The 20,278-nt window shown below is 66.4% G+C and carries 11 protein-coding genes; 7 read left to right on the top strand and 4 right to left on the bottom strand.

Going from position 1 to position 20,278, the window contains the following annotated elements; genetic code table 11:
* Positions 1 to 159 precede the first annotated feature (159 nt).
* The 3 genes from OEJ36_RS27755 to OEJ36_RS27745 form a co-directional block, all read right to left on the bottom strand.
* A complete protein-coding gene (locus OEJ36_RS27755) occupies positions 160 to 6,078 on the bottom strand; it encodes a calcium-binding protein (RefSeq protein WP_263404261.1) in 5,919 nt (1,972 codons plus the stop codon).
* Between the two features lie 108 nt (positions 6,079 to 6,186).
* The gene (locus tag OEJ36_RS27750; protein ID WP_263404260.1) at positions 6,187 to 7,404 is read right to left on the bottom strand and encodes a glycosyltransferase family 4 protein; all 1,218 of its coding nucleotides are present in this window, start codon (positions 7,402 to 7,404) and stop codon (positions 6,187 to 6,189) included.
* Between the two features lie 181 nt (positions 7,405 to 7,585).
* On the bottom strand, positions 7,586 to 8,464 hold the full coding sequence (locus tag OEJ36_RS27745; protein ID WP_263404259.1) for a LysR substrate-binding domain-containing protein: 879 nt from the start codon (positions 8,462 to 8,464) through the stop codon (positions 7,586 to 7,588).
* A 112-nt stretch (positions 8,465 to 8,576) separates the two neighbouring features.
* Between OEJ36_RS27745 and OEJ36_RS27740 the strand changes: the two genes are divergently transcribed.
* The 3 genes from OEJ36_RS27740 to phnX all read left to right on the top strand — a co-directional run bounded on the left by OEJ36_RS27740 (position 8,577) and on the right by phnX (position 12,159).
* Positions 8,577 to 9,746: a 2-aminoethylphosphonate--pyruvate transaminase gene (locus OEJ36_RS27740; protein ID WP_263404258.1), complete on the top strand. Its 1,170-nt coding sequence runs from the start codon at positions 8,577 to 8,579 to the stop codon at positions 9,744 to 9,746.
* Between the two features lie 216 nt (positions 9,747 to 9,962).
* Complete coding sequence (locus tag OEJ36_RS27735; RefSeq protein WP_263404257.1) at positions 9,963 to 11,309, top strand: MFS transporter; 1,347 nt, start codon at positions 9,963 to 9,965, stop codon at positions 11,307 to 11,309.
* 22 nt (positions 11,310 to 11,331) lie between these two features.
* Positions 11,332 to 12,159 carry a phosphonoacetaldehyde hydrolase gene (gene phnX, locus OEJ36_RS27730; RefSeq protein WP_263404256.1) on the top strand — a complete coding sequence of 276 codons (828 nt, stop codon included), beginning with the start codon at positions 11,332 to 11,334 and terminating at the stop codon, positions 12,157 to 12,159.
* Between the two features lie 206 nt (positions 12,160 to 12,365).
* On the opposite strand, the gene OEJ36_RS27725 is transcribed toward phnX, so the two are convergent.
* Positions 12,366 to 14,267, bottom strand: a complete 1,902-nt coding sequence (locus OEJ36_RS27725) for a sigma-54-dependent Fis family transcriptional regulator (RefSeq protein WP_263404255.1) — start codon at positions 14,265 to 14,267, stop codon at positions 12,366 to 12,368.
* 317 nt (positions 14,268 to 14,584) lie between these two features.
* On the opposite strand from OEJ36_RS27725, the gene OEJ36_RS27720 reads away from it, so the two are divergent.
* From OEJ36_RS27720 to eutC, 4 genes are all read left to right on the top strand, one after another.
* Positions 14,585 to 16,105: an aldehyde dehydrogenase family protein gene (locus OEJ36_RS27720; protein WP_263404254.1), complete on the top strand. Its 1,521-nt coding sequence runs from the start codon at positions 14,585 to 14,587 to the stop codon at positions 16,103 to 16,105.
* A 353-nt stretch (positions 16,106 to 16,458) separates the two neighbouring features.
* Positions 16,459 to 17,829 carry an ethanolamine permease gene (gene eat, locus OEJ36_RS27715; RefSeq protein WP_263404253.1) on the top strand — a complete coding sequence of 457 codons (1,371 nt, stop codon included), beginning with the start codon at positions 16,459 to 16,461 and terminating at the stop codon, positions 17,827 to 17,829.
* 55 nt (positions 17,830 to 17,884) lie between these two features.
* Complete coding sequence (locus OEJ36_RS27710; RefSeq protein ID WP_263404252.1) at positions 17,885 to 19,279, top strand: ethanolamine ammonia-lyase subunit EutB; 1,395 nt, start codon at positions 17,885 to 17,887, stop codon at positions 19,277 to 19,279.
* A gap of 9 nt (positions 19,280 to 19,288) precedes the next feature.
* A complete protein-coding gene (eutC, locus tag OEJ36_RS27705) occupies positions 19,289 to 20,104 on the top strand; it encodes an ethanolamine ammonia-lyase subunit EutC (RefSeq protein ID WP_263404251.1) in 816 nt (271 codons plus the stop codon).
* The last annotated feature ends 174 nt before the right edge of the window (positions 20,105 to 20,278 follow it).

The following is a 20,278-nucleotide window of genomic DNA, read 5'->3' as shown; positions in this document are numbered from 1 at the left end:
GCCGGAGCCCGAAAAAAACATGCCGCAGGTTAGCACAGCGGCCCCGCCCGGAGCCTGGCCCTGCGGCATATGTAGAGCGTTGGAAGGTGATTTCATTCGCCGCCGCGCAACGAAAAAGCCCCGCCGATTGGCGGGGCTCCTCGTCACGCGTTCAGGCGATCACTGCCAGTTGGCGGCGATCACCAGGTTCAGCTCGTCGCGCTGGGCGGCGGTGAGGTTGCCCTCAGCCCCAGCCGGCACACCGAAGGCGGCCATCGCATCCACCAGCCCCTGCACCTGGCTGTCCAGCAGGGTCTTGCCGTCGGCCGACTTGAACTGATCGAGGTGGTAGGCGCTGCCGCCGTACCAGTTCTCGATGCTCACCCGCTCGGTGCCGCCCACCAGGCTGACGTCCAGGTCGTTGCCGTTCTGGCGGAACCAGAGTTGCTCGACCGAGATGCCGCCGCCGAATTGCAACAGGTCCAGGCTGCCCGCCACGCTGTCGTTGTTCTGGATGACATCCTGGCCGTCGCCCAGGCCGAAGACATAAGTATCCGAGCCGGCACCACCGGAGAGGGTGTCATTGCCGGCCCCACCGATCAGCGTGTAATTTCCCGCGCCACCAGACAGCCGGTTGGCCGCCGCGTTACCACGCAGCTGGTTGTCCAGGGTGTTGCCGGTCCCGTCGATAGCGGCGTCCCCGGTCAGGGTCAGGTTCTCCACGCCGAACGCCAGGCTGTGGCTGATGGAGGCCTCGACGGTGTCGATCCCGTCGTTGAGGTACTCGAAGACGCTGTCACCGAGCGAATCGATCACGAAGGTGTCGTTGCCACGGCCGCCATAGAGGCTGTCGTTACCCTCGCCGCCGTACAGGCGGTCATCGCCATCGCCGCCATTGAGGACGTCATTGCCGGCCCCGCCGAACAGCGTGTCGTTGCCGAGGTTGCCGTTCAGGGTGTCGTTGCCGTCTCCGCCATCGAGGTAGTCCTGCCCGGAGCCCGTCACCAGCAGGTCATCACCGCCCCTGCCGAACAGGCTGTTGTTGCCGATGCCGCCATACAGCGCGTTGTTCGCATCGTTGCCGATGATGAGGTTGTCCAGGTCATTGCCGGTGCCGTTGATAGCAGCAGTGCCGGTGAGGGTGAGGTTCTCTACGGCAAAGCCCAGCGTATGGGTAACGGAAGACTCCACCGTGTCAACGCCCTCATTGGAGTACTCGACGACGCTGTCACCTGCCGAGTCGATGACGTAGGTGTCGTTGCCGCCCCCGCCATAGAGGGCGTCGTTTCCTTCGCCACCGTTCAGGCGATCATCACCCACGCCGCCGTACAGGGTGTCATTGCCCGCACCACCGGAGAGCTGGTCGTTGCCCGCGCCCCCCTGCAGCACGTTGTTCGCCTGGTTGCCGGTGATGACGTTGTCCAGCGCGTTGCCCGTACCATTGATGGCAGCGGTTCCGGTAAGCACCAGGTTCTCGACATGGGCACCCAGGGTCTGGGTCACGCTGGATTCGACGGTGTCGACTCCCGCATCGGCGCTCTCGATCACCAGGTCACTCAGCGAGTCCACCTGGTAGGTGTCGTCGCCGGCACCGCCTTCCATGCGGTCGCCGCCCAGGCCGCCAAGCAGCGAGTCATTACCGGCGCCACCGAACAGCGTGTCGTTGCCGGCTCCGCCATCGAGGGTGTCGTTACCGGCAAAGCCGCGCAGCTCGTCCTGGCCGTCATCGCCAAAGAGGGCGTCGTCCGTGGAATAGCCCTGCACCGTGTCGTTGCCATAGGAACCGTGCAGCAGGCTGTTGCGGATGAAGTCGCCGGTCCAGATATCGCCATTGCCGAAACGAACCTCCTCGATGGAGGCCGGTCCCTTGCCATCACCAGCGAAGAAGCCGACGACGGTCAGGCTGTCCAGGGTGTTGTTGCGCTCGAACACCAGGTTGTCGTCGACACGACGGAAGCGGATGTGCTCGGGGTTGAAGTCGGCGAACTCGATGACGTCATGCTTGCCGATGCCGTCGTCCTGGTTGTGGATGACGTCCTGCCCCCAGTAGTTGCCGAACACATAGGTGTCGTCGCCCGCACCGCCGATCAGGGTGTCCTTGCCCTGCCCGCCCTTCAGGCGGTCGTCGCCCGCCTCCCCACGCAGCAGGTTGTCGCCGTCGCCACCACGGATATCGTTGTTCAGCGCGTTGCCGATGCCTTCGATCGCCGGGCCACTGAGGACCAGGTTCTCGACGTTGTCGCCCAGGGTCCAGGAAACCCGCGACTCGACCGTGTCGATGCCGCCGTCCACGCCTTCGACCACGCTGTCGCCCGCGTCCACCCAGTAGCGGTCATCGCCGGCACCGCCGATCAGGGTATCGACCCCGGTGTAGCCATCGAGCAGGTCGTTGCCATCGCCGCCGTCGAGCAGGTCGTTGCCGGCCCCGCCGTACAGGGTGTCGTCACCAGCCAGCCCGAAGAGGCTGTCGTTGCCCCCCTTGCCGTCGAGGACGTCGTTGCTGGCAAAACCGACCAGGCGGTCGTCGATGGTGTCCCCCTGCAACACCCGCGAGCGGAGCTGGTCCGGCTGCCACTGGGTGCCATCGGCGAAGCGGATCAGCTCCACGGCTCCAGTCGCACCGAAGTAGCCCACCACACGGATGCTGTCGGTGCTGCCCCACAGGTTCAGCAACAGGTCGTCGCCATCGTGGCTGACGGTGATATCGCCGGGCGCGATGCCCGTAGCGAACTCGATGGCGTCCAGGGCACCGTCGGTATCGTCGATCACGTCCTGGCCCCAGCCACGGGCGAAGCTGTAGAGGTCGTCGCCCTCACCCCCCTGCAACTGGTCGTTGCCCGCGCCGCCATTCAGCGAATCGTTGCCGGCGCCGCCCTGCAACAGGTTGTTGCCGGCGTTGCCGACCAGGGTGTTGTCCAGGCTATTGCCGATGCCCTGGAGGTTGGTGCTGCCGGTGAGCGTCAGCTTCTCGATGCCCGTACCCAGGGTGAAGGAAACACTGGCCTCCACCGTGTCGATGCCGCTGCTGTCGATCACCACATCGCCTGCGGAATCGACCACGAAGACGTCGTCGCCGGCACCGCCGTTCAGGGTGTCGTTGCCCGCGCCCCCGACCAGCCGATCGTTGCCGGCGCCCCCTTCGAGCACATCGTCGCCGCTGCCGCCGTCCAGGGTGTCGTTGCCATCGCCCCCGAGGATGCTGTCATTGCCGGCACCGCCACCGATGCTGTCGGCAGTGGCGTAGCCCGTCAGCGTGTCGTTGCCGCTGGTGCCCTGCAGTACCAGCGCCTTGATGGTCGCCAGGGTCCAGCGGGTGCCATTGGCGAAGCGGATTTCATCTACCGCATTGGAGGTGGCGCCATCGCTCAGGAAATAGTTGACGACATTGATGCGATCGCCGCTGCCACCCAGGCTCAGCACCAGGTTGGCCCCGCTGCGGGACGCCTGGATATCGCTCGGCAGGATATCGGCAGCGAACTCGATGACATCCAGGCCATTGGAGCCGGGCTCGACGTTCTGCACCGTGTCCGCCCCCCAGCCCCTGGCGAAGCGGTACACGTCGTTGCCAACGCCCCCTTCGAGGGTATCGTTGCCGCCTTCACCGCTCAGGGTGTCGTTACCGGCGTTGCCCATCAGGTAGTTGGCACCCTGGTTGCCAGTGATCAGGTTGTTCGCGCCGTTGCCGACGCCGGTCAGGTTGCCGCTGCCGGTCAGGCGCAGGTTCTCGATATTGGTACTCAGCATCGAGCTGATGCTGACGCTGGACTCCAGGGTATCGATACCCTCGTTGGCACTCTCCTGGATCACATCGACGAGGGAGTCGATCACATAGGTGTCATCCCCCAGTCCGCCACGCAGGGTGTCATTGCCGGTACCACCGTTCAGCACATCGTTGCCGGCACCGCCGATCAACAGGTCGTTGCCCTCCGCGCCGAAGAGCGTGTCGTTACCCGCCCCACCGTTCAACGTATCGGCGGTACTGAAGCCATTGAGCAAGTCATCACCATCGCCCCCCTGGAGTACCAGGCTGCGTACCTGCGCGAAGGTCCAGACCACGCCATTGGCGAAACGGATCTCTTCGATGCCATTGGCATTCGCACCGTTGTTAAGGAAATACTGCTGGACCGATATGGAGTCCGAGGTTCCCTTCAGGTTGAGCACCAGATCGTCGCGCAGGTGCACCGCCTGGATGTCGCTCGGCAGGATATCCGCAGCGAACTGAATGACATCGACGCCGCCACCAAGGTCGGCAATCGCGTCCAGGCCCCAGCCCCGGGAGAAGAAGTAGGTGTCGTTACCACTGCCGCCCATGAGCAGGTCATCGCCCGCGCCCCCTTCAAGGCGGTCATTGCCCGCGCCGCCTTCGAGCACGTTGTTGCCCGTATTGCCGGTCAGCTCGTTGTTCAGTTCATTGCCGGCGCCATTCAGGTCCGCGGTACCGGTCAGCACCAGGTTCTCGAGGTTTGCCAAAAGACCGAAATGGATGCTGCTGCGCACCGTATCCAGGCCGCCTCCGATCTCCTCGCGGATCTGCTGTTTTACCTGGCTGACGACGTAGGTATCGTTGCCTGCGCCGCCAACGAGCGTATCGGCGCCCTCCCCTGCATCCAGCCAGTCGTCGCCATCCCCGCCGTACAGCGTATCGTCACCCGCACCACCGAACAGTCTGTCGTTGCCTGCGCCGCCTTCCAGAACGTCCTTGCCGTCCAGGCCATACAGGCGGTCGTTGCCGGCCTCGCCCTTGAGGCGGTTGTCGCCGGCGTTACCGGTGATGTCGTTGTCCAGTTGGTTGCCATAGCCATCGATATTGGCACTGCCCGTCAGCACCAGGTTTTCCAGGGCATTGCCCAGCGTATGGGTCGCGCTGCTGAGTACCGTATCGATCCCCCCTCCGATGTTCTCGACGATAAAGTTGGAACCTTGGCTATCCACCACATAGGTGTCATTGCCCATGCCGCCAACGAGGTGGTTGTAGCCCTCCCCACCATCCAGCCAATCGTCGCCGTCACCGCCGAGCAAGGTATCGCTGCCCGCACCGCCATAGAGGCTGTCGTTGCCCGCGCCGCCGTCCAGCCGGTCGCTGTCACCCATGCCGAACAACTGGTCATCGCCCAAGCCACCGGAAAGGACATCGGGTATCTGCGTCCCCGTCAGCGTGTCGTTGCCGGCGGTACCGACGTTCAGCAATTGCATGACATCAATCGGTGTCCACATCCGATCGGAGAAGCGGATCACCTCCACAACGGAAGTAACCGGGGCTTGCATGCCGAAGTAGTTGGCAATGGTGATCCTGTCGCTCGTTCCCGGACGCAACAGGATCAGGTCATTACCGACACGACTGACCTGCACGCTGATCGATGCCACGTCGAGGATCTCGATCACATCGTGACCACCTGACGCCGTGGCCTCCTCATCGATGAAAACCTGGCCCCAGGAGCCCGACAGACGATAGGTATCACTCCCCTGGCCACCAGCCAGGGTGTCGAAACCCTGGCCACCGATCAGCGTGTCGTCACCTTCACCACCGAGCAACAGGTCATCACCGCCACTGCCATTCAGCAGGTCGTTGCCATCACCGCCCTCCAGGGTGTCGGCCCCCTCGGTACCTTGAAGCAGATCAGCGCCCGGAGTGCCCAATACAAGCTGTCCCTGGGGGGCGCTCTCCACCCGCATCCTTACGTCATAGGGCGACCAACGGGCGCCATTGGCGAAGAAGATCTCCGCGATCTCCGGCCAGCCTGTGCTGGAGAAGTAGTTGCGCAGGATGACCTGGTCATTCGAGTCGACGAGGCTCAGCACCAGATCCCCATCGACGCGCCTGCAACTGACGTTCTCCGGCAGGATGCCCGCCTCGAACTCGAGGCGGTTGATGAAGCCATCGCCCCCGCCATCCTCGATCACATCGCGGCCACTGCCCCGCCCGAAGCGATATACATCCATGCCCAGCCCGCCGCGCAAGGTGTCATTGCCAGCGCCACCGGACAGCATGTCCACGCCAGCGCCACCGACCAGCAGGTCATCCCCCTCAGCGCCATAGAACTGGTCGTCCGTATCGCCGCCGACCAGGGTGTCGTTGCCGTTTGTGCCTTGAAAATCCATACCCTCTCCTTTGATGGATCACACGATCGAACCGCCACCACCCGCGCCCCTTCGGTAGTCCGAAGAGGTATCCGCAGGTGTGGATAAATGAACGGGGGGCTGTCGCAATCAGGCGGGCTGCATCACCGAGTCGAGGCCCAGCACCTGGAGGTAGCGGGCGATGCCGCTGTCCGTCGAATAGCCCCGCGCGGTGACCACTGCCTGCCGCCTCAGGGCCTGGAACCGCTCGGGCTCGGCCAGGGCCTGCAAGGCCTTCTCGGCGATCCGAACGCCATCGAAGAAGTCCACCAGCAGCCCGTTGCGGCCATCCTCGATCACCTCGCGCACCGGCGCGGTATCCGAACCGATGATCAGGCAGCCGCTGGCCATGGCCTCCAGCAGGGACCAGGACAGGACGAAGGGATAAGTCAGGTAGATATGCGCGGCGGAAACCTGCAGCACCCGCTTGTAGGTGGCATAAGGCACCTTGCCAAGGAAGTGCACGCGCTGCAGGTCGATGGGGTTCTCCGCCAACAGCTTGCTGCGCCAGTTGGCGGCGCCCTTGGGGCGGCTGCCGTAACTCACCTCGTCGCCACCGACCACCAGCACCTGGCAGGTCGGGTGCGCTTCAAGGATGCGCGGCAAGGCCCGCATGAAGCTATGGAAGCCCCGGTAGGGCTCAAGGTTGCGCGCCACATAGGTGATGATCGGCTGCCCGGCCTTCAGCACCTGGCCATCGGGCAACTCCAAGCTGGCCTCGGGATCAGGGCCCAGACCAGCGATATCGATGCCTTCATGGATCACCTGCATGGCGTCGCGGTAGGCCGCCGGATGCACGCTGCGCTGCCACTGGGTCGGGGTGATGGCGAGGTCGCAGTTCTCCAGGTTGAGCAGGTGCAGCGCATTGCGGCTGCGGATGCTCGCGGCGCCATTGGTGTCGAGCGGGAACTCCGGATCGAAGCCGGCATCGGCGCCACGGGCCTGGTAGTAGTACTCGCAGAAGTGGATCAACCGCGCCGAGGGGAAGGCTTCCTTCACATACAGGCTTTCACCCCAGCCCGGATGGGCGACCACCACATCCGGCCGGTAGCCCTTGCCCTTCAGGTCCAGCAGCAGACGCAGCACCTGCTGCCCATGGAGCACACCATCCTCGAAGGTGCGCACATAAGGGTGCGTCTGCGCACTCGCCTTGCGGTGCGGCTTGTAGCGCAACAACCGCACACCCGGCAGCCCAGGCGCCTGCTCGCGGCCGATGGCCAGGACCTCGACATCGTCCCGCTTCGCCAGATGGGCGGCGAGATGACGGAACTGGCCAGGGAAATTCTGGTGAATGAACAGCACACGCATCCCGCCGCAACTCCTTTTGCAGGTCTTCCATGGCTGCCACCCCTCGGGTTTGCCCAGGCGAGAAGCGGCAGAAAATCATGGCACTACGCCACAGGCGAAGGATGAACCGGGACGGGGGAACAAGGAAAGCGGGCCGCGTGATGCGGCTCACGAATGGCGGATCAATAGCCTGAGCAAGGAATCAGGACCTGGCGTCCTGAATTCCCACCACCTCCAAAAACGCCCCGATCACCCGCCTCGCCCCCTGCTCCTTCAAGCACACCAGCGTCTCGGTCATGCGCGGTTCGAAGTCGAGGATGGGCAGTACGTGCACGCCGCGGCTGGAGCCGAGTTCGGCGGCGGAGACGATGCCGACGCCGAGGCCGGCGACGACCATCTCGAATACCGCTTCGCGGCCTTCCACCTCGATGGCGGGATGGGTGTCGAGGTCGAGGCGGCGCATTTCGTCTTCCAGCATCTGCCGGGTCATGGAGCCCTGTTCACGCAGCACCAGCGGGGTGCGGTGCAGGTCGGCGAGGTGGATGGCGTCGCGCCGTGCCCAGGGGTGGCCTTCGGCGACGAAGGCCACCAGCGGGCCGCTGCTGAGCACATGGGCGATCAGGCGGTCGTCGTCCGCCGGGCGGCCGAGCACGGCGAAGTCGGCCTGGTAGTCGAACAGCCGGCGCAGGGATTCGTCGCTGTTGCCGGTCACCAGGCGCACGCGGATGCCGGGGTAGCGCTCGCAGAAGCGGGCGATGTAGGGCAGCAGGTGCATGGGCGCGTCCACCGCCAGGGTGAGGCTGCCGCTTTGCAGGGCGCGGGAGCTGGTGAGCAGTTCCTCGGCCTCGTTCTCGGCGGCGAACAGGCGCTGAGTGATGGCCAGCAGGCGCTCGCCCAGTTCGGTGAGCTGCACCGAGCGCTTGTTGCGGTTGAACAGCAGCACGCCGAAGCGCTCCTCCAGCTTGCGCACCTGGTCGGAGACCGCCGGCTGGCTGAGGAACAACTGCTCCGCCGCGCGGGTGAAGTTGCCGTGCACCGCCACGGCATGGAAGGCCTTGAGTTGTGCCTGGGAAACCGACATCACCGCCCCTATTAATAAGCTCAGCTTGTTTGTGAAATACCATAAATCGATTTCATTTATTTCTAGCCAATTGCTTTGATCAGCGCCAGCCCGACCACCGCTGGAGACGATCATGAGCAAAGCCGAATTCCCCGTATCGCATACGCCCCTCGCCGCGCCTGTCCAGGGCGAGCCCTACCTGCTGACCCCCGGCCCGCTGACCACCTCGCGCGCCACCAAGGAAGCCATGCTGCGTGACTGGGGCTCGTGGGATGCCGACTTCAACCGCGTCACCGCCGAGATCCGCCAGCAGCTGCTGGCCATGGCCGGGGTGACTGACGACAGCTACGCCTGCGTGCCTCTGCAGGGCAGCGGCACCTTCTCGGTGGAAGCCGCCCTGGCCACCGCCATCCCCCGCGACGGCAAGGCGCTGATCCTGATGAACGGCGCCTACGGCCAGCGCGCCGCCAAGACCCTCGATTATCTGGGCCGCGCCCATATCGCGCTGGACAAGGGCGACTACCTGCCGCCGCAACCCGAGGAGGTGGACGCCCTGCTCCGCGCCCACCCCGAGGTCACCACCGTGTTCCTGGTCCACTGCGAGACCAGCTCCGGCATCCTCAACCCGCTGCGTGAGCTGGCGGCCGTGGTGAAGGCCCATGGCAAGCGCCTGATCGTCGACGCCATGAGCTCCTTCGGCGCAGTGCCGCTGACCGTGGACGAGGTGCCCTTCGATGTCCTGGTGTCCTCGGCCAACAAGTGCATCGAGGGCATCCCCGGCTTCGGCTTCGTGATCATCCGCCGCGACCTGCTGGAAGAGTCCGCTGGCCGCGCCCACTCCCTGAGCCTCGACCTGCTGGAGCAGTGGCGCTACATGGAGCGCACCGGCCAATGGCGCTTCACCCCGCCCACCCACAGCGTGGTGGCCTTCCACGCGGCGCTGGAACAGCACGCCGCCGAGGGTGGCGTGCCGGGCCGCCTGGCGCGCTACACGCGCAACCGCGACGTGCTGGTGACCGGCATGCGCGAGCTGGGGTTCGAGACGCTGCTGGAGGACCGCTGGCTGTCGCCGATCATCACCACCTTCTTCAGCCCCGAGCACCCGGCCTTCGAGTTCAAGCGCTTCTACGACGAACTCAAAACCCGTCAGTTCGTCATCTACCCCGGCAAGCTGACCCAGGCCGAAAGCTTCCGCATCGGCTGCATCGGCCAGATCGACGAGCCCATCGTCCGCCAGTTGCTGCGCGCCATCGCCGAGTCCCTGCAGGCGATGGGCGTGACCCTCGAGAAAACGGCGGCCTGATATCCGCCCCTTGGCCGCCCGTGCCCCGATACGGGCGGCCCCTTTTCCATCGGCCGGCCATGCCGGCGAGGAGCCCGCCTAGCGATACGACCATGAACAGACTGACGCACGGCCTCTGCCTTCTGACCAGGCCCGGCGTTTAGACAGCCAGGAAGTACCCAAGAACAACAACAGCCTCCCTCTCGCACTGTCGGCAAACCCATAGGGGTCAGAACCATGAACAACCAACTCGGTGTCCAAGGGCGCGGATGGCAATCCATCCAGCGCTGGCGTGTACAGATCTTCCTCATCACCTGGCTGGCCTACGCCGCCTTCTACTTCACCCGCAAGGCCTTCTCGGTGGCCAAGCTCGGCATCGCCGAGGACGCGGATTTCGAACTCGACAAATCGGTCATGGCCAACCTCGATGCCCTGTACCTCGCCGCCTACGCCATCGGCCAGTTCACCTGGGGCATCTTCGCGGACCGCTTCGGCCCGCGGGTGATCGTCTTCGGCGGGCTGCTGGTCTCGGCGCTCGCCGCGCTGGCCATGGGCACCCTCGCCACCCTGCCGATCTTCGCCACCTGCATGGTGGTCCAGGGCCTGGCGCAGTCCACTGGCTGGAGCGGGCTGTGCAAGAACATCGGCTGTTTCTTCGCCACCCGCGAGCGCGGCCGGGTGCTGGGCTACTGGAGCACCTGCTACGCCTTCGGTGGCCTGGTCTCCACGCCCTTCGCCGGCTGGTGGGCGTACCAGGTGTTCGGCGACTGGCGCGCGGCCTTCGTCTCCAGCGCTGTGGTGGTGCTGGTGGTGGCGGTGCTGTTCTGGCTGCTGCAGCGCAACCGCCCCGAGGATGTCGGCCTGCAGCCGGTCGAGGTGGAAGTGAAGACCTCCCGCGAGCTGAAGATCGAGCGCGATGGCCACTGGGCCTCGCTGCGCAAGATCATGGGCAACCGCACGGTGCTGGTCCTCGGCCTCGCCTACTTCCTGCTCAAGCCGGCGCGCTACGCGATCCTGCTGTGGGGCCCGATGATGGTCTACGAGCGCATGCCCGCCGTGGGCAAGGTCGCCTCGGCCATCGTGCCCACGGCCTTCGAAGTGGCCGGGCTGGTGGGGCCGATCCTCATCGGCATCGCCTCCGATCGCTGGTTCGGCGCGCGGCGCATGCCCGCCTGCGTCATCAGCCTGGTGGCGCTGACCCTGTGCCTGGGCCTGTTCGTGCCGGCCATGCAGAGCGGCAGCCTGTACCTGGTGGTCGGCCTGCTGTTCATGCTGGGCCTGACCCTCTACGGCCCCGACTCGATGATCAGCAGCTCCGCCGCCATCGATTTCGGTACCACCGAAGCGGCCGGCACCGCCGCCGGCTTCGTCAACGGCTGCGGCTCGGTCGGCGCCATCCTCGGCGGCCTGCTGCCCGGCTACTTCGACACCACCACCGTATTCATCGGCTTCACCGTCGCGGCCCTGCTCGCCAGCCTGATGTTGGTGCCGTTCTGGAACAGCCGGCCCAAGACCCTGAAGGTTCTCGACGGACTCATCCCCCCACCCGGCAACGACGGCCAGCCCCTCGGTGCCCGTTCCTGACTTCACTCCCAAGGAGACACCCATGAACTACCAGCAACCCACCCAGCTGCAAGCCGCCATCCTCGACTGGGCCGGCACCGTGGTCGACTTCGGCTCCTTCGCGCCGACGCAGATATTCGTCGAGGCCTTCGCCGAGTTCGGCGTCGCCGTGAGCCTGGAGGAAGCGCGCGGCCCGATGGGCATGGGCAAGTGGGATCACATCCGCACCCTGTGCGACATCCCCGCCATCGCCGAGCGCTACCGCGCCGCCTTCGGCCGCCTGCCCACGGACGACGACGTCACCGCGATCTATGAACGCTTCATGCCCCTGCAGATCGAGAAGATCGCCCTGCACTCGGCGCTGATCCCCGGCGCCCTGGAGGCCATCGCCGGCCTGCGCGGCAAGGGGCTGAAGATCGGCTCCTGCTCCGGCTACCCGGCAGCGGTGATGGCCGAGGTGGTGGAACTGGCGGAAAAGAACGGCTACGTCGCCGACCATGTGGTCGCCACTGACGAAGTCCCCAACGGCCGCCCGCACCCGGCCCAGGCACTGGCCAACGTCATCGCCCTAGGCATCAGCGACGTGGCCGCCTGCGTGAAGGTGGACGACACCTGGCCGGGCATCCTCGAAGGCCGCAGCGCCGGCATGTGGACGGTCGCCCTCACCTGCTCCGGCAACGCCCTGGGCCTGACCTGGGAGCAGTTCAAGGCCCTGCCCGCCAACAAGCTGGAGCAGGAGCGTGCACGCATCGCCCAGCAGTTCGAAGGCGCCCGCCCGCACTACCTGATCGACACCATCGCCGACCTGCCGCAGGTGATCGACGACATCAACGCGCGCCTCAAGCGCGGGGAAATGCCCCAGGGCGCGTGAGGAAACCGTAGGGGGCACCCTGTAGGGCTGTAGGGGCGACTTCAGTCGCCAAGCAGCCCGCAGGGCTGCCCCGACACCGCGCTTCCCGGTGGCATCGTTCGGTGGATGAAAAGAGCGCCATCCACCCTGCGCCCGCTTGGATCGCGCAATGAACGAACCCGCCAATCGGCGGGTTCTTCATGTACGGCGGGCGACTGAAGTCGCCCCTACAGGCTGCGCGTTTCGATCGAATGCTTGCGCAGCTTACGGTACAGGGTGTTGCGGCTGATGCCGAGCTGCTCGGCGGTGCGGGTCATGTGCCAGCGCTGGCTTTCCAGGGCGGCGAGCAGGGCGCTGCGTTCGGCGTCTTCCAGCGGGTGAACCACGCAGTCGTTGATGGGGACCGGGGCAGGTGCACGGCGCAGGTCCGCCGGCAGGTCGGCGTAGCGGATGCGGCCGTCCTCGCACAGCGCCGTCAGGGTGCGCAGCACATTGCGCAACTGGCGCACGTTGCCGGGCCAGGCGTAGTCGAGCAGCGCCTGGCGGGCGTCCTGCTCCAGGCGGATGGCCTGGCCGCGCGCTTCTTCGTGCAACAGGTGGTCGAGCAGCTCGGGGCGGTCGCTGCGGTCGCGCAGGGGCGGCAGGTCGATCACCAGGCCGTTTAGGCGGTAGTAGAGGTCCTCGCGGAAGCTGCCGTTGCTCACCCGCTCGCCCAGCTCTCGGTGGGTAGCGCTGATGATGCGCACGTCCACGGCCTGGGCCTCGCCGCCGATGGGCACCACCTGGCGCTCCTCCAGCACCCGCAGCAGACGGGTCTGCAGGGCCAGGGGCATGTCGCCGATCTCGTCGAGGAACAAGGTGCCGCCATCGGCCTGTTGCAGCTTGCCGCGCATGCCTTCCTTGCGCGCACCGGTGAAGCTGCCGCCGCGATAGCCGAACAGCTCGCTCTCGATCAGGGACTCGGGGATGGCCGCGCAGTTGAGCGCCACGAAGGGCCGCGCGGCACGGGAACTGGCCAGGTGCACGGCCTTGGCGAAGGCCTCCTTGCCGGAGCCGGTCTCGCCATTGACCAGCACGGGCACGTCGCGCTCGTACACCTTGAGCGCACGCCGGAAATCGGCGGCCAACGCCGGGTCGCCCAGGCACAGCCCGGGCACGGCGGATTTCGGCGCCACCGGCAACGCGCGGGCGGTGGCGCGCGGCTGGCCCCGCAACACGGCATAGAGGGCACGGCCATTGCGCGCACGCAGCGGCCAGCTGGCATTGGGTTGTGGTTGGGCGCGGCCGAGCAGGTCGTCCAGCCGGCAGTCGAAGAAGGCTTCCACGCTCTGCCCCAGCAGGCGCTCGCGGGCGCTGTCCAGCAGGTTGATGGCGCTCTGGTTCACCGCGCGGATGCGCCCTTCACCGTCGAAGGCCATCAGCCCCTCGCTGAACAGGCCGACGTACTCGGCCTGCAGGTGGAAGCGCAGCAACCACTCGCCTTCGAAGCGGCGCAGGAAGTAGCAGCTCTCGATCATCTTCGCCGAGAGGTTGACCAGCGCCATGGTGTGGAACTGGCTCTGGCGCGACACGTCGTGGCGCGCGGAAGACACATCGAGCACCGCCAGCAGGTCGCCCTGGGGGTCGAACACCGGGCTGGCGGAGCAGGTGAGGCCGGTGTGGCGACTGCGGAAGTGCTCGTCCTGGTGGATGGTCAGCGCCTGGCGCTCGATCACGCAGGTGCCGATGCCGTTGGTGCCCTCGCGAGCCTCGCTCCAGTCGGCACCCAGCCACAGGCCGGCACGCTCGAAGGCCTGGCGCTCGGCCCCGGCGGTCACGCAATTGAGGATCACCCCCCGGGCATCGGTGAGCAGCACCGCATGGCCGGCACCGGAAAGCTGGTGATACAGGCTGCTCATCTCGCCGCTGGCAATCTCCAGCACCTGCTGCATGCCTTCGCGGCACTCGAGCATGCGCGCATGCTCCAGCACGGTCGGCGCCATGGGCAGGGCCGGATCGAGGTGGTAATCCTCCAGGCAGCGCAGCCAGGAGCGGGCGATGGAAGGGTCGGCGGCGGGCCCGCTGGACTGGGCCTTGCCTTGCGCCACGGTCAGCACTTGCCGAGCGTGGCGGCTCAGGTGGTCGTGCATTCTTGTCGTTCTCCATTGCGGGCTTGCGGGAGGCAGCCCGTGCCCCGATGGGCACCCGCATCGCCGCAGCATCCACCAGCACAAGCGGCTTTGCAATCGCCGGGTGACCCACCGGTCGAGCGCTGTACCGGATGCGTGACACTCTGTCACCCGGGACGTACCAGGCATGCGACAGCCCTCGCCCGCAGGCCGTTCCCCACACCACTCGGAGCCCTCTCCCACGGGGCTTCCGCCGGCCTGGCCCGGCCCTTGCTCTATGCTGCTCAAAGCGCTTCGGCGCCAACTCCCCAATAAGCACAAGAGCCAGGAGATAGACCATGCGTTACGCCCAACCCGGTACCCCCGGCGCCATCGTTTCCTTCAAGGCCCGCTACGGCAACTACATCGGCGGCGAGTTCGTCCCGCCGGTCAACGGCCAGTACTTCACCAACACTTCGCCGGTGAATGGCCAGCCCATCGCCGAATTCCCCCGCTCCGACGCCGCCGATATCGACAAGGCGCTGGACGCCGCCCATGCCGCCGCCGATGCCTGGGGCAAGACCTCGGTGCAGGACCGCTCCCTGGTGCTGCTGAAGATCGCCGACCGCATCGAAGCCAACCTCGAACTGCTCGCCGTCACCGAGACCTGGGACAACGGCAAGGCCGTGCGTGAAACCCTCAACGCCGACATCCCCCTGGCCGCCGACCACTTCCGCTACTTCGCCGGCTGCATCCGCGCCCAGGAAGGCGGCGCCGCCGAGATCAACGAGAACACCGTTGCCTACCACATCCACGAACCCCTGGGCGTGGTCGGGCAGATCATCCCGTGGAACTTCCCGCTGCTGATGGCCGCCTGGAAGCTGGCCCCGGCCCTGGCCGCCGGCAACTGCGTGGTGCTCAAGCCCGCCGAACAAACCCCGCTGGGCATCAGCGTGCTGCTGGAGCTGATCGGCGACCTGCTGCCGCCCGGCGTGCTCAACGTGGTGCAAGGCTTCGGCAAGGAAGCGGGCGAAGCGCTGGCCACCAGCAAGCGCATCGCCAAGATCGCCTTCACCGGCTCCACCCCGGTGGGCGCGCACATCATGCATTGCGCGGCGGAGAACATCATTCCGTCCACCGTCGAGCTGGGTGGCAAGAGCCCGAACATCTTCTTCGAAGACATCATGCAGGCCGAGCCGGCCTTCATCGAGAAGGCCGCCGAAGGCCTGGTGCTGGCCTTCTTCAACCAGGGCGAGGTGTGCACCTGCCCGTCCCGCGCCCTGGTGCAGGAATCCATCTACCCGGCATTCATGGCCGAGGTGATGAAGAAGGTGAAGGCCATCAAGCGCGGCGACCCGCTGGACACTGACACCATGGTCGGCGCCCAGGCCTCCGAGCAGCAGTACGACAAGATCCTCAGCTACCTCGATATCGCCCAGCAGGAAGGTGCTGAAATCCTCACCGGCGGCGGCGTCGAGAAGCTCGAAGGCAACCTGTCCACCGGCTACTACATCCAGCCGACGCTGCTGAAGGGCAACAACAAGATGCGCGTGTTCCAGGAGGAGATCTTCGGCCCGGTGGTGGGCGTCACCACCTTCAAGGACGAAGCGGAAGCCCTGGCCATCGCCAACGACACCGAGTTCGGCCTGGGCGCCGGCCTCTGGACCCGCGACATCAACCGCGCCTACCGCATGGGCCGTGGCATCAAGGCTGGCCGCGTCTGGACCAACTGCTACCACCTGTACCCGGCCCACGCCGCGTTCGGTGGCTACAAGAAGTCCGGCGTCGGCCGCGAAACCCACAAGATGATGCTCGACCACTACCAGCAGACCAAGAACCTGCTGGTGAGTTATGACATCAACCCTCTCGGCTTCTTCTAAAAAGCCTCTGGACCAGCTGCGCGTCGGCGATACGTTGTCGGAGCCCGTCTCGAAATGCTCATTTGCACCAGCAAACTGCGCTTTCTCGGCGAGCTCCTCCTAGTCTCGCTCTAGCTCGCAAGGCCAGGAGAGCTGCTGATAGGTAAGAAAAGGACCGGGCAGCGATCAGGCGGCGCCCGGTCCGCTCCACCCCGGCTCCATCCGACTACAACAACAAGAAACGGTGAACTCCATGTGCATCACGCCTCGCTGCTGCCCGCAGTCGGTGGTCCGTGCCCGCTCGGGCCACGCGCCGCCTCCCGCCTCTCCGATCCGTCGCCCCACTTCCCCCAAGGCAACCTCCGGAGACGCGCATGACAACCACTAATCAACTCAAACCCACCCTCGGCACCCTGCACCTCTGGGGCATCGCCGTCGGCCTGGTGATTTCCGGCGAGTATTTCGGCTGGAGCTACGGCTGGGGCGCCGCCGGCACCCTCGGCTTCCTGGTCACCACGCTGCTGGTGGCGACCATGTACACCTGCTTCATCTTCAGCTTCACCGAACTGACCACCGCCATCCCCCACGCCGGCGGCCCCTTCGCCTACAGCAGCCGCGCCTTCGGTGAGCGCGGCGGGCTGATCGCCGGCATCGCCACGCTGATCGAATTCGTCTTCGCCCCACCGGCCATCGCCATGGCCATCGGCGCTTACCTCAACGTGCAGTTCCCCGAGCTTGATCCCAAGCACGCGGCGGTGGGTGCCTACTTCGTGTTCATGACCCTGAACATCCTCGGCGTCAGCATCGCCGCCACCTTCGAACTGGTGGTCACCCTGCTCGCCGTGGCCGAACTGCTGGTGTTCATGGGTGTGGTGGCGCCGGGCTTCAGCTTCAGCAACTTCGTGCTCAACGGCTGGGCCGGCTCGGACACCTTCAGCAGCGCCTCGATCTCCGGCATCTTCGCCGCCATCCCCTTCGCCATCTGGTTCTTCCTCGCCATCGAGGGCGCGGCCATGGCGGCCGAGGAAGCCAAGGACCCGAAACGCACCATTCCCAAGGCCTACATCGCCGGCATCCTCACCCTGGTGACCCTGGCCCTCGGGGTGATGGTCTTCGCCGGTGGCGTGGGCGACTGGACCCAGCTGTCGAACATCAACGACCCGCTGCCCCAGGCCATGAAAACCGTGGTCGGCGAGAACTCCGGCTGGCTGCACATGCTGGTGTGGATCGGCCTGTTCGGCCTGGTGGCCAGCTTCCACGGCATCATCCTCGGCTACTCGCGGCAGTTCTTCGCCCTGGCCCGTGCCGGCTACCTGCCCCGTGGCCTGGCCAAGCTGTCGCGCTTCCAGACCCCGCACCGCGCCATCATCGCCGGCGGCGTGATCGGCATCGCCGCCATCTACAGCGACGGCCTGATCAACCTGCAGGGCATGAGCCTGACCGCTGCGATGATCACCATGAGCGTGTTCGGCGCCATCGTCATGTACATCATCAGCATGCTCGCGCTGTTCAAGCTGCGCGCCAGCGAACCCAACCTGGAGCGCACCTTCCGCGCCCCGGGCTACCCGGTGGTGCCGGCCATCGCCCTGCTGCTGGCGGTTGCCTGCCTGGTGGCCATGGCCTGGTTCAACACCCTGATCGGGTTGATCTTCCTCGGCATCATGGCCGTGGGGTTCGTCTGGTTCCAGTTCACCGCCCACCACCGCGCCAGCGCCCCCGCCGACGCGATGCTGACCCGCATCTGAGCCCCCAGGCCGGCCCCATCGCAACGGTGGGGCCGGCACAGACAGGACGATCGACATGGCAGTTTTTTCCCACAGCGTCGGCGGCCAGACCTGGCGTTTCGATAGCCTCAAGGAGGTCATGGCCAAGGCCAGCCCGGCACGCTCCGGCGACTTCCTCGCCGGTGTCGCTGCCAGCAGCGACGGCGAACGCGTGGCCGCGCAGATGGCCCTGGCCGACATCCCGCTCAAGCACTTCCTCGACGAGGCGCTGATCCCCTACGAGGAGGACGAAGTCACCCGCCTGATCATCGACGGCCACGACCGCGCCGCCTTCGACCCGGTCAGCCACCTCACCGTCGGCGGCCTGCGCGACTGGCTGCTCGGCGACGTGGCCGACGAGGCCGCGTTGCGCGCCCTGGCCCCGGGGCTGACGCCGGAGATGGCCGCGGCCGTGTCGAAGATCATGCGCGTGCAGGACCTGGTGCTGGTGGCGCAAAAGATCCGCGTCGTCACCCGCTTCCGCAACACCATGGGCCTGCGCGGGCGCATGGCCACGCGGCTGCAGCCCAACCACCCCACCGACGAGCCCGCCGGCATCGCCGCGAGCATTCTTGACGGCCTGCTCTATGGCAACGGCGACGCCATGCTCGGCATCAACCCGGCCACCGACAGCCTGTCGTCCATCTGCGCCATGCTGGAGATGCTCGACGCCATCATCCAACGCTACGAAATTCCCACCCAGGCCTGCGTGCTCACCCACGTCACCACCTCCATCGAGGCGATCAACCGCGGCGTGCCGCTGGACCTGGTGTTCCAGTCCATCGCCGGCACCGAGGCGGCCAACGCCAGCTTCGGCATCAGCCTGGAAATCCTCCGCGAGGGCTACGAAGCCGGCCTCTCGCTGAAACGCGGCAGCCTGGGCAACAACCTCATGTACTTCGAGACCGGCCAGGGCAGCGCGCTCTCCGCCAACGCCCACCACGGCGTCGACCAGCAGACCTGCGAAACCCGCGCCTATGCCGTAGCGCGCCACTTCGACCCCTTCCTGGTCAATACCGTGGTCGGCTTCATCGGCCCGGAGTACCTCTACAACGGCAAGCAGATCATCCGCGCCGGGCTGGAGGACCACTTCTGCGGCAAGCTCCTCGGCGTGCCCATGGGTTGCGACATCTGCTACACCAACCACGCCGAAGCGGACCAGGACGACATGGACATGCTGCTGACCCTGCTCGGCGTCGCCGGCATCAACTTCATCATGGGCATCCCCGGCTCCGACGACGTGATGCTCAACTACCAGACCACCTCCTTCCACGATGCCCTCTACGCCCGCCAGAGCCTGGGCCTGCGCCCGGCCCCCGAGTTCGAGGCCTGGCTCGAGCGCATGGGCATCGCCAGCCAGCAGGGTGGCCGCGTGCGCCTGGGCGAGCAGGTGCCACCCGCCTTCCGCCAGGCCCTGGCGCAGCTCACCTGAGGAGGCCCCATGAGCGACGACAAACGCCCCGCCCTCGATAACCCCTGGCGCGAACTGCGCAACCTCACCCCGGCGCGCATCGCCCTCGGCCGCGCCGGCACCAGCCTGCCCACCGGCGCCCAGCTGGATTTCCAGTTCGCCCACGCCCAGGCCCGCGACGCCGTGCACCTGCCCTTCGACCGCGCGGCCCTGGCTGCCGAGTTGGCCACGCGCGATCGCGACAGCCTGCTGCTGCACAGCGCAGCGGCGGACCGCCACACCTACCTGCAGCGCCCGGACCTGGGCCGGCGCCTGGACGAGGACTCGGCCCAGCGCCTGCGCCAGCACGCCGAGGCCAATCCCGACGGCTACGACCTGGCCCTGGTGATCGCCGATGGCCTGTCTTCCCTGGCCGTGCAGCGCCACGCCCTGCCCTTCCTGCAACGCTTCGAGGAACAGGCGGCGGAAGACGGCTGGCGCACCGCGCCCATCGTCCTGGTGGAACAGGGCCGCGTGGCGGTGGCGGACGAGGTGGCCGAACTGCTCAAGGCGAAGATGGTGGTGATCCTCATCGGCGAGCGCCCCGGCCTCAGCTCCCCCGACAGCCTCGGCCTGTACTTCACCTGGGCGCCCCGGGTCGGCCTCACCGATGCCAGCCGCAACTGCATCTCCAACGTGCGCCTGGAAGGCCTCTCCTACGGCCTCGCCGCCCACCGCCTCCTCTACCTGATGCGTGAGGCCAGCCGTCGCCAGCTCTCCGGGGTCAACCTCAAGGACGACTCCCAGGTGCCGCTGCTCGACGGCACCGGCCAGCCTGCACGGGGCAACTTCCTGCTGGGGGGTTGAAGCGCCTCGCCGCCCATCCGGTGGGGGCGAATTCATTGGCTCTGTCTGCGTTAGCTGTTGTGGTTTTAATGCAAGCGTTCAAGCACGGCCCTTTCCGGGCGCCCAAGGGTTCGTGCCACCTCCGCCGCATGGGTTTCGCTTCGCTCTACGCCATCCTACGAAAGCCCGTGCGCA

The organism is Pseudomonas sp. PDM13 (genome assembly GCF_025685765.1).
In the GTDB taxonomy this organism is placed as follows: domain Bacteria; phylum Pseudomonadota; class Gammaproteobacteria; order Pseudomonadales; family Pseudomonadaceae; genus Metapseudomonas; species Metapseudomonas solani.
Note: the sequence above shows the minus strand (reverse complement) of the source record. Positions and strands in the feature narration are given on the sequence as shown.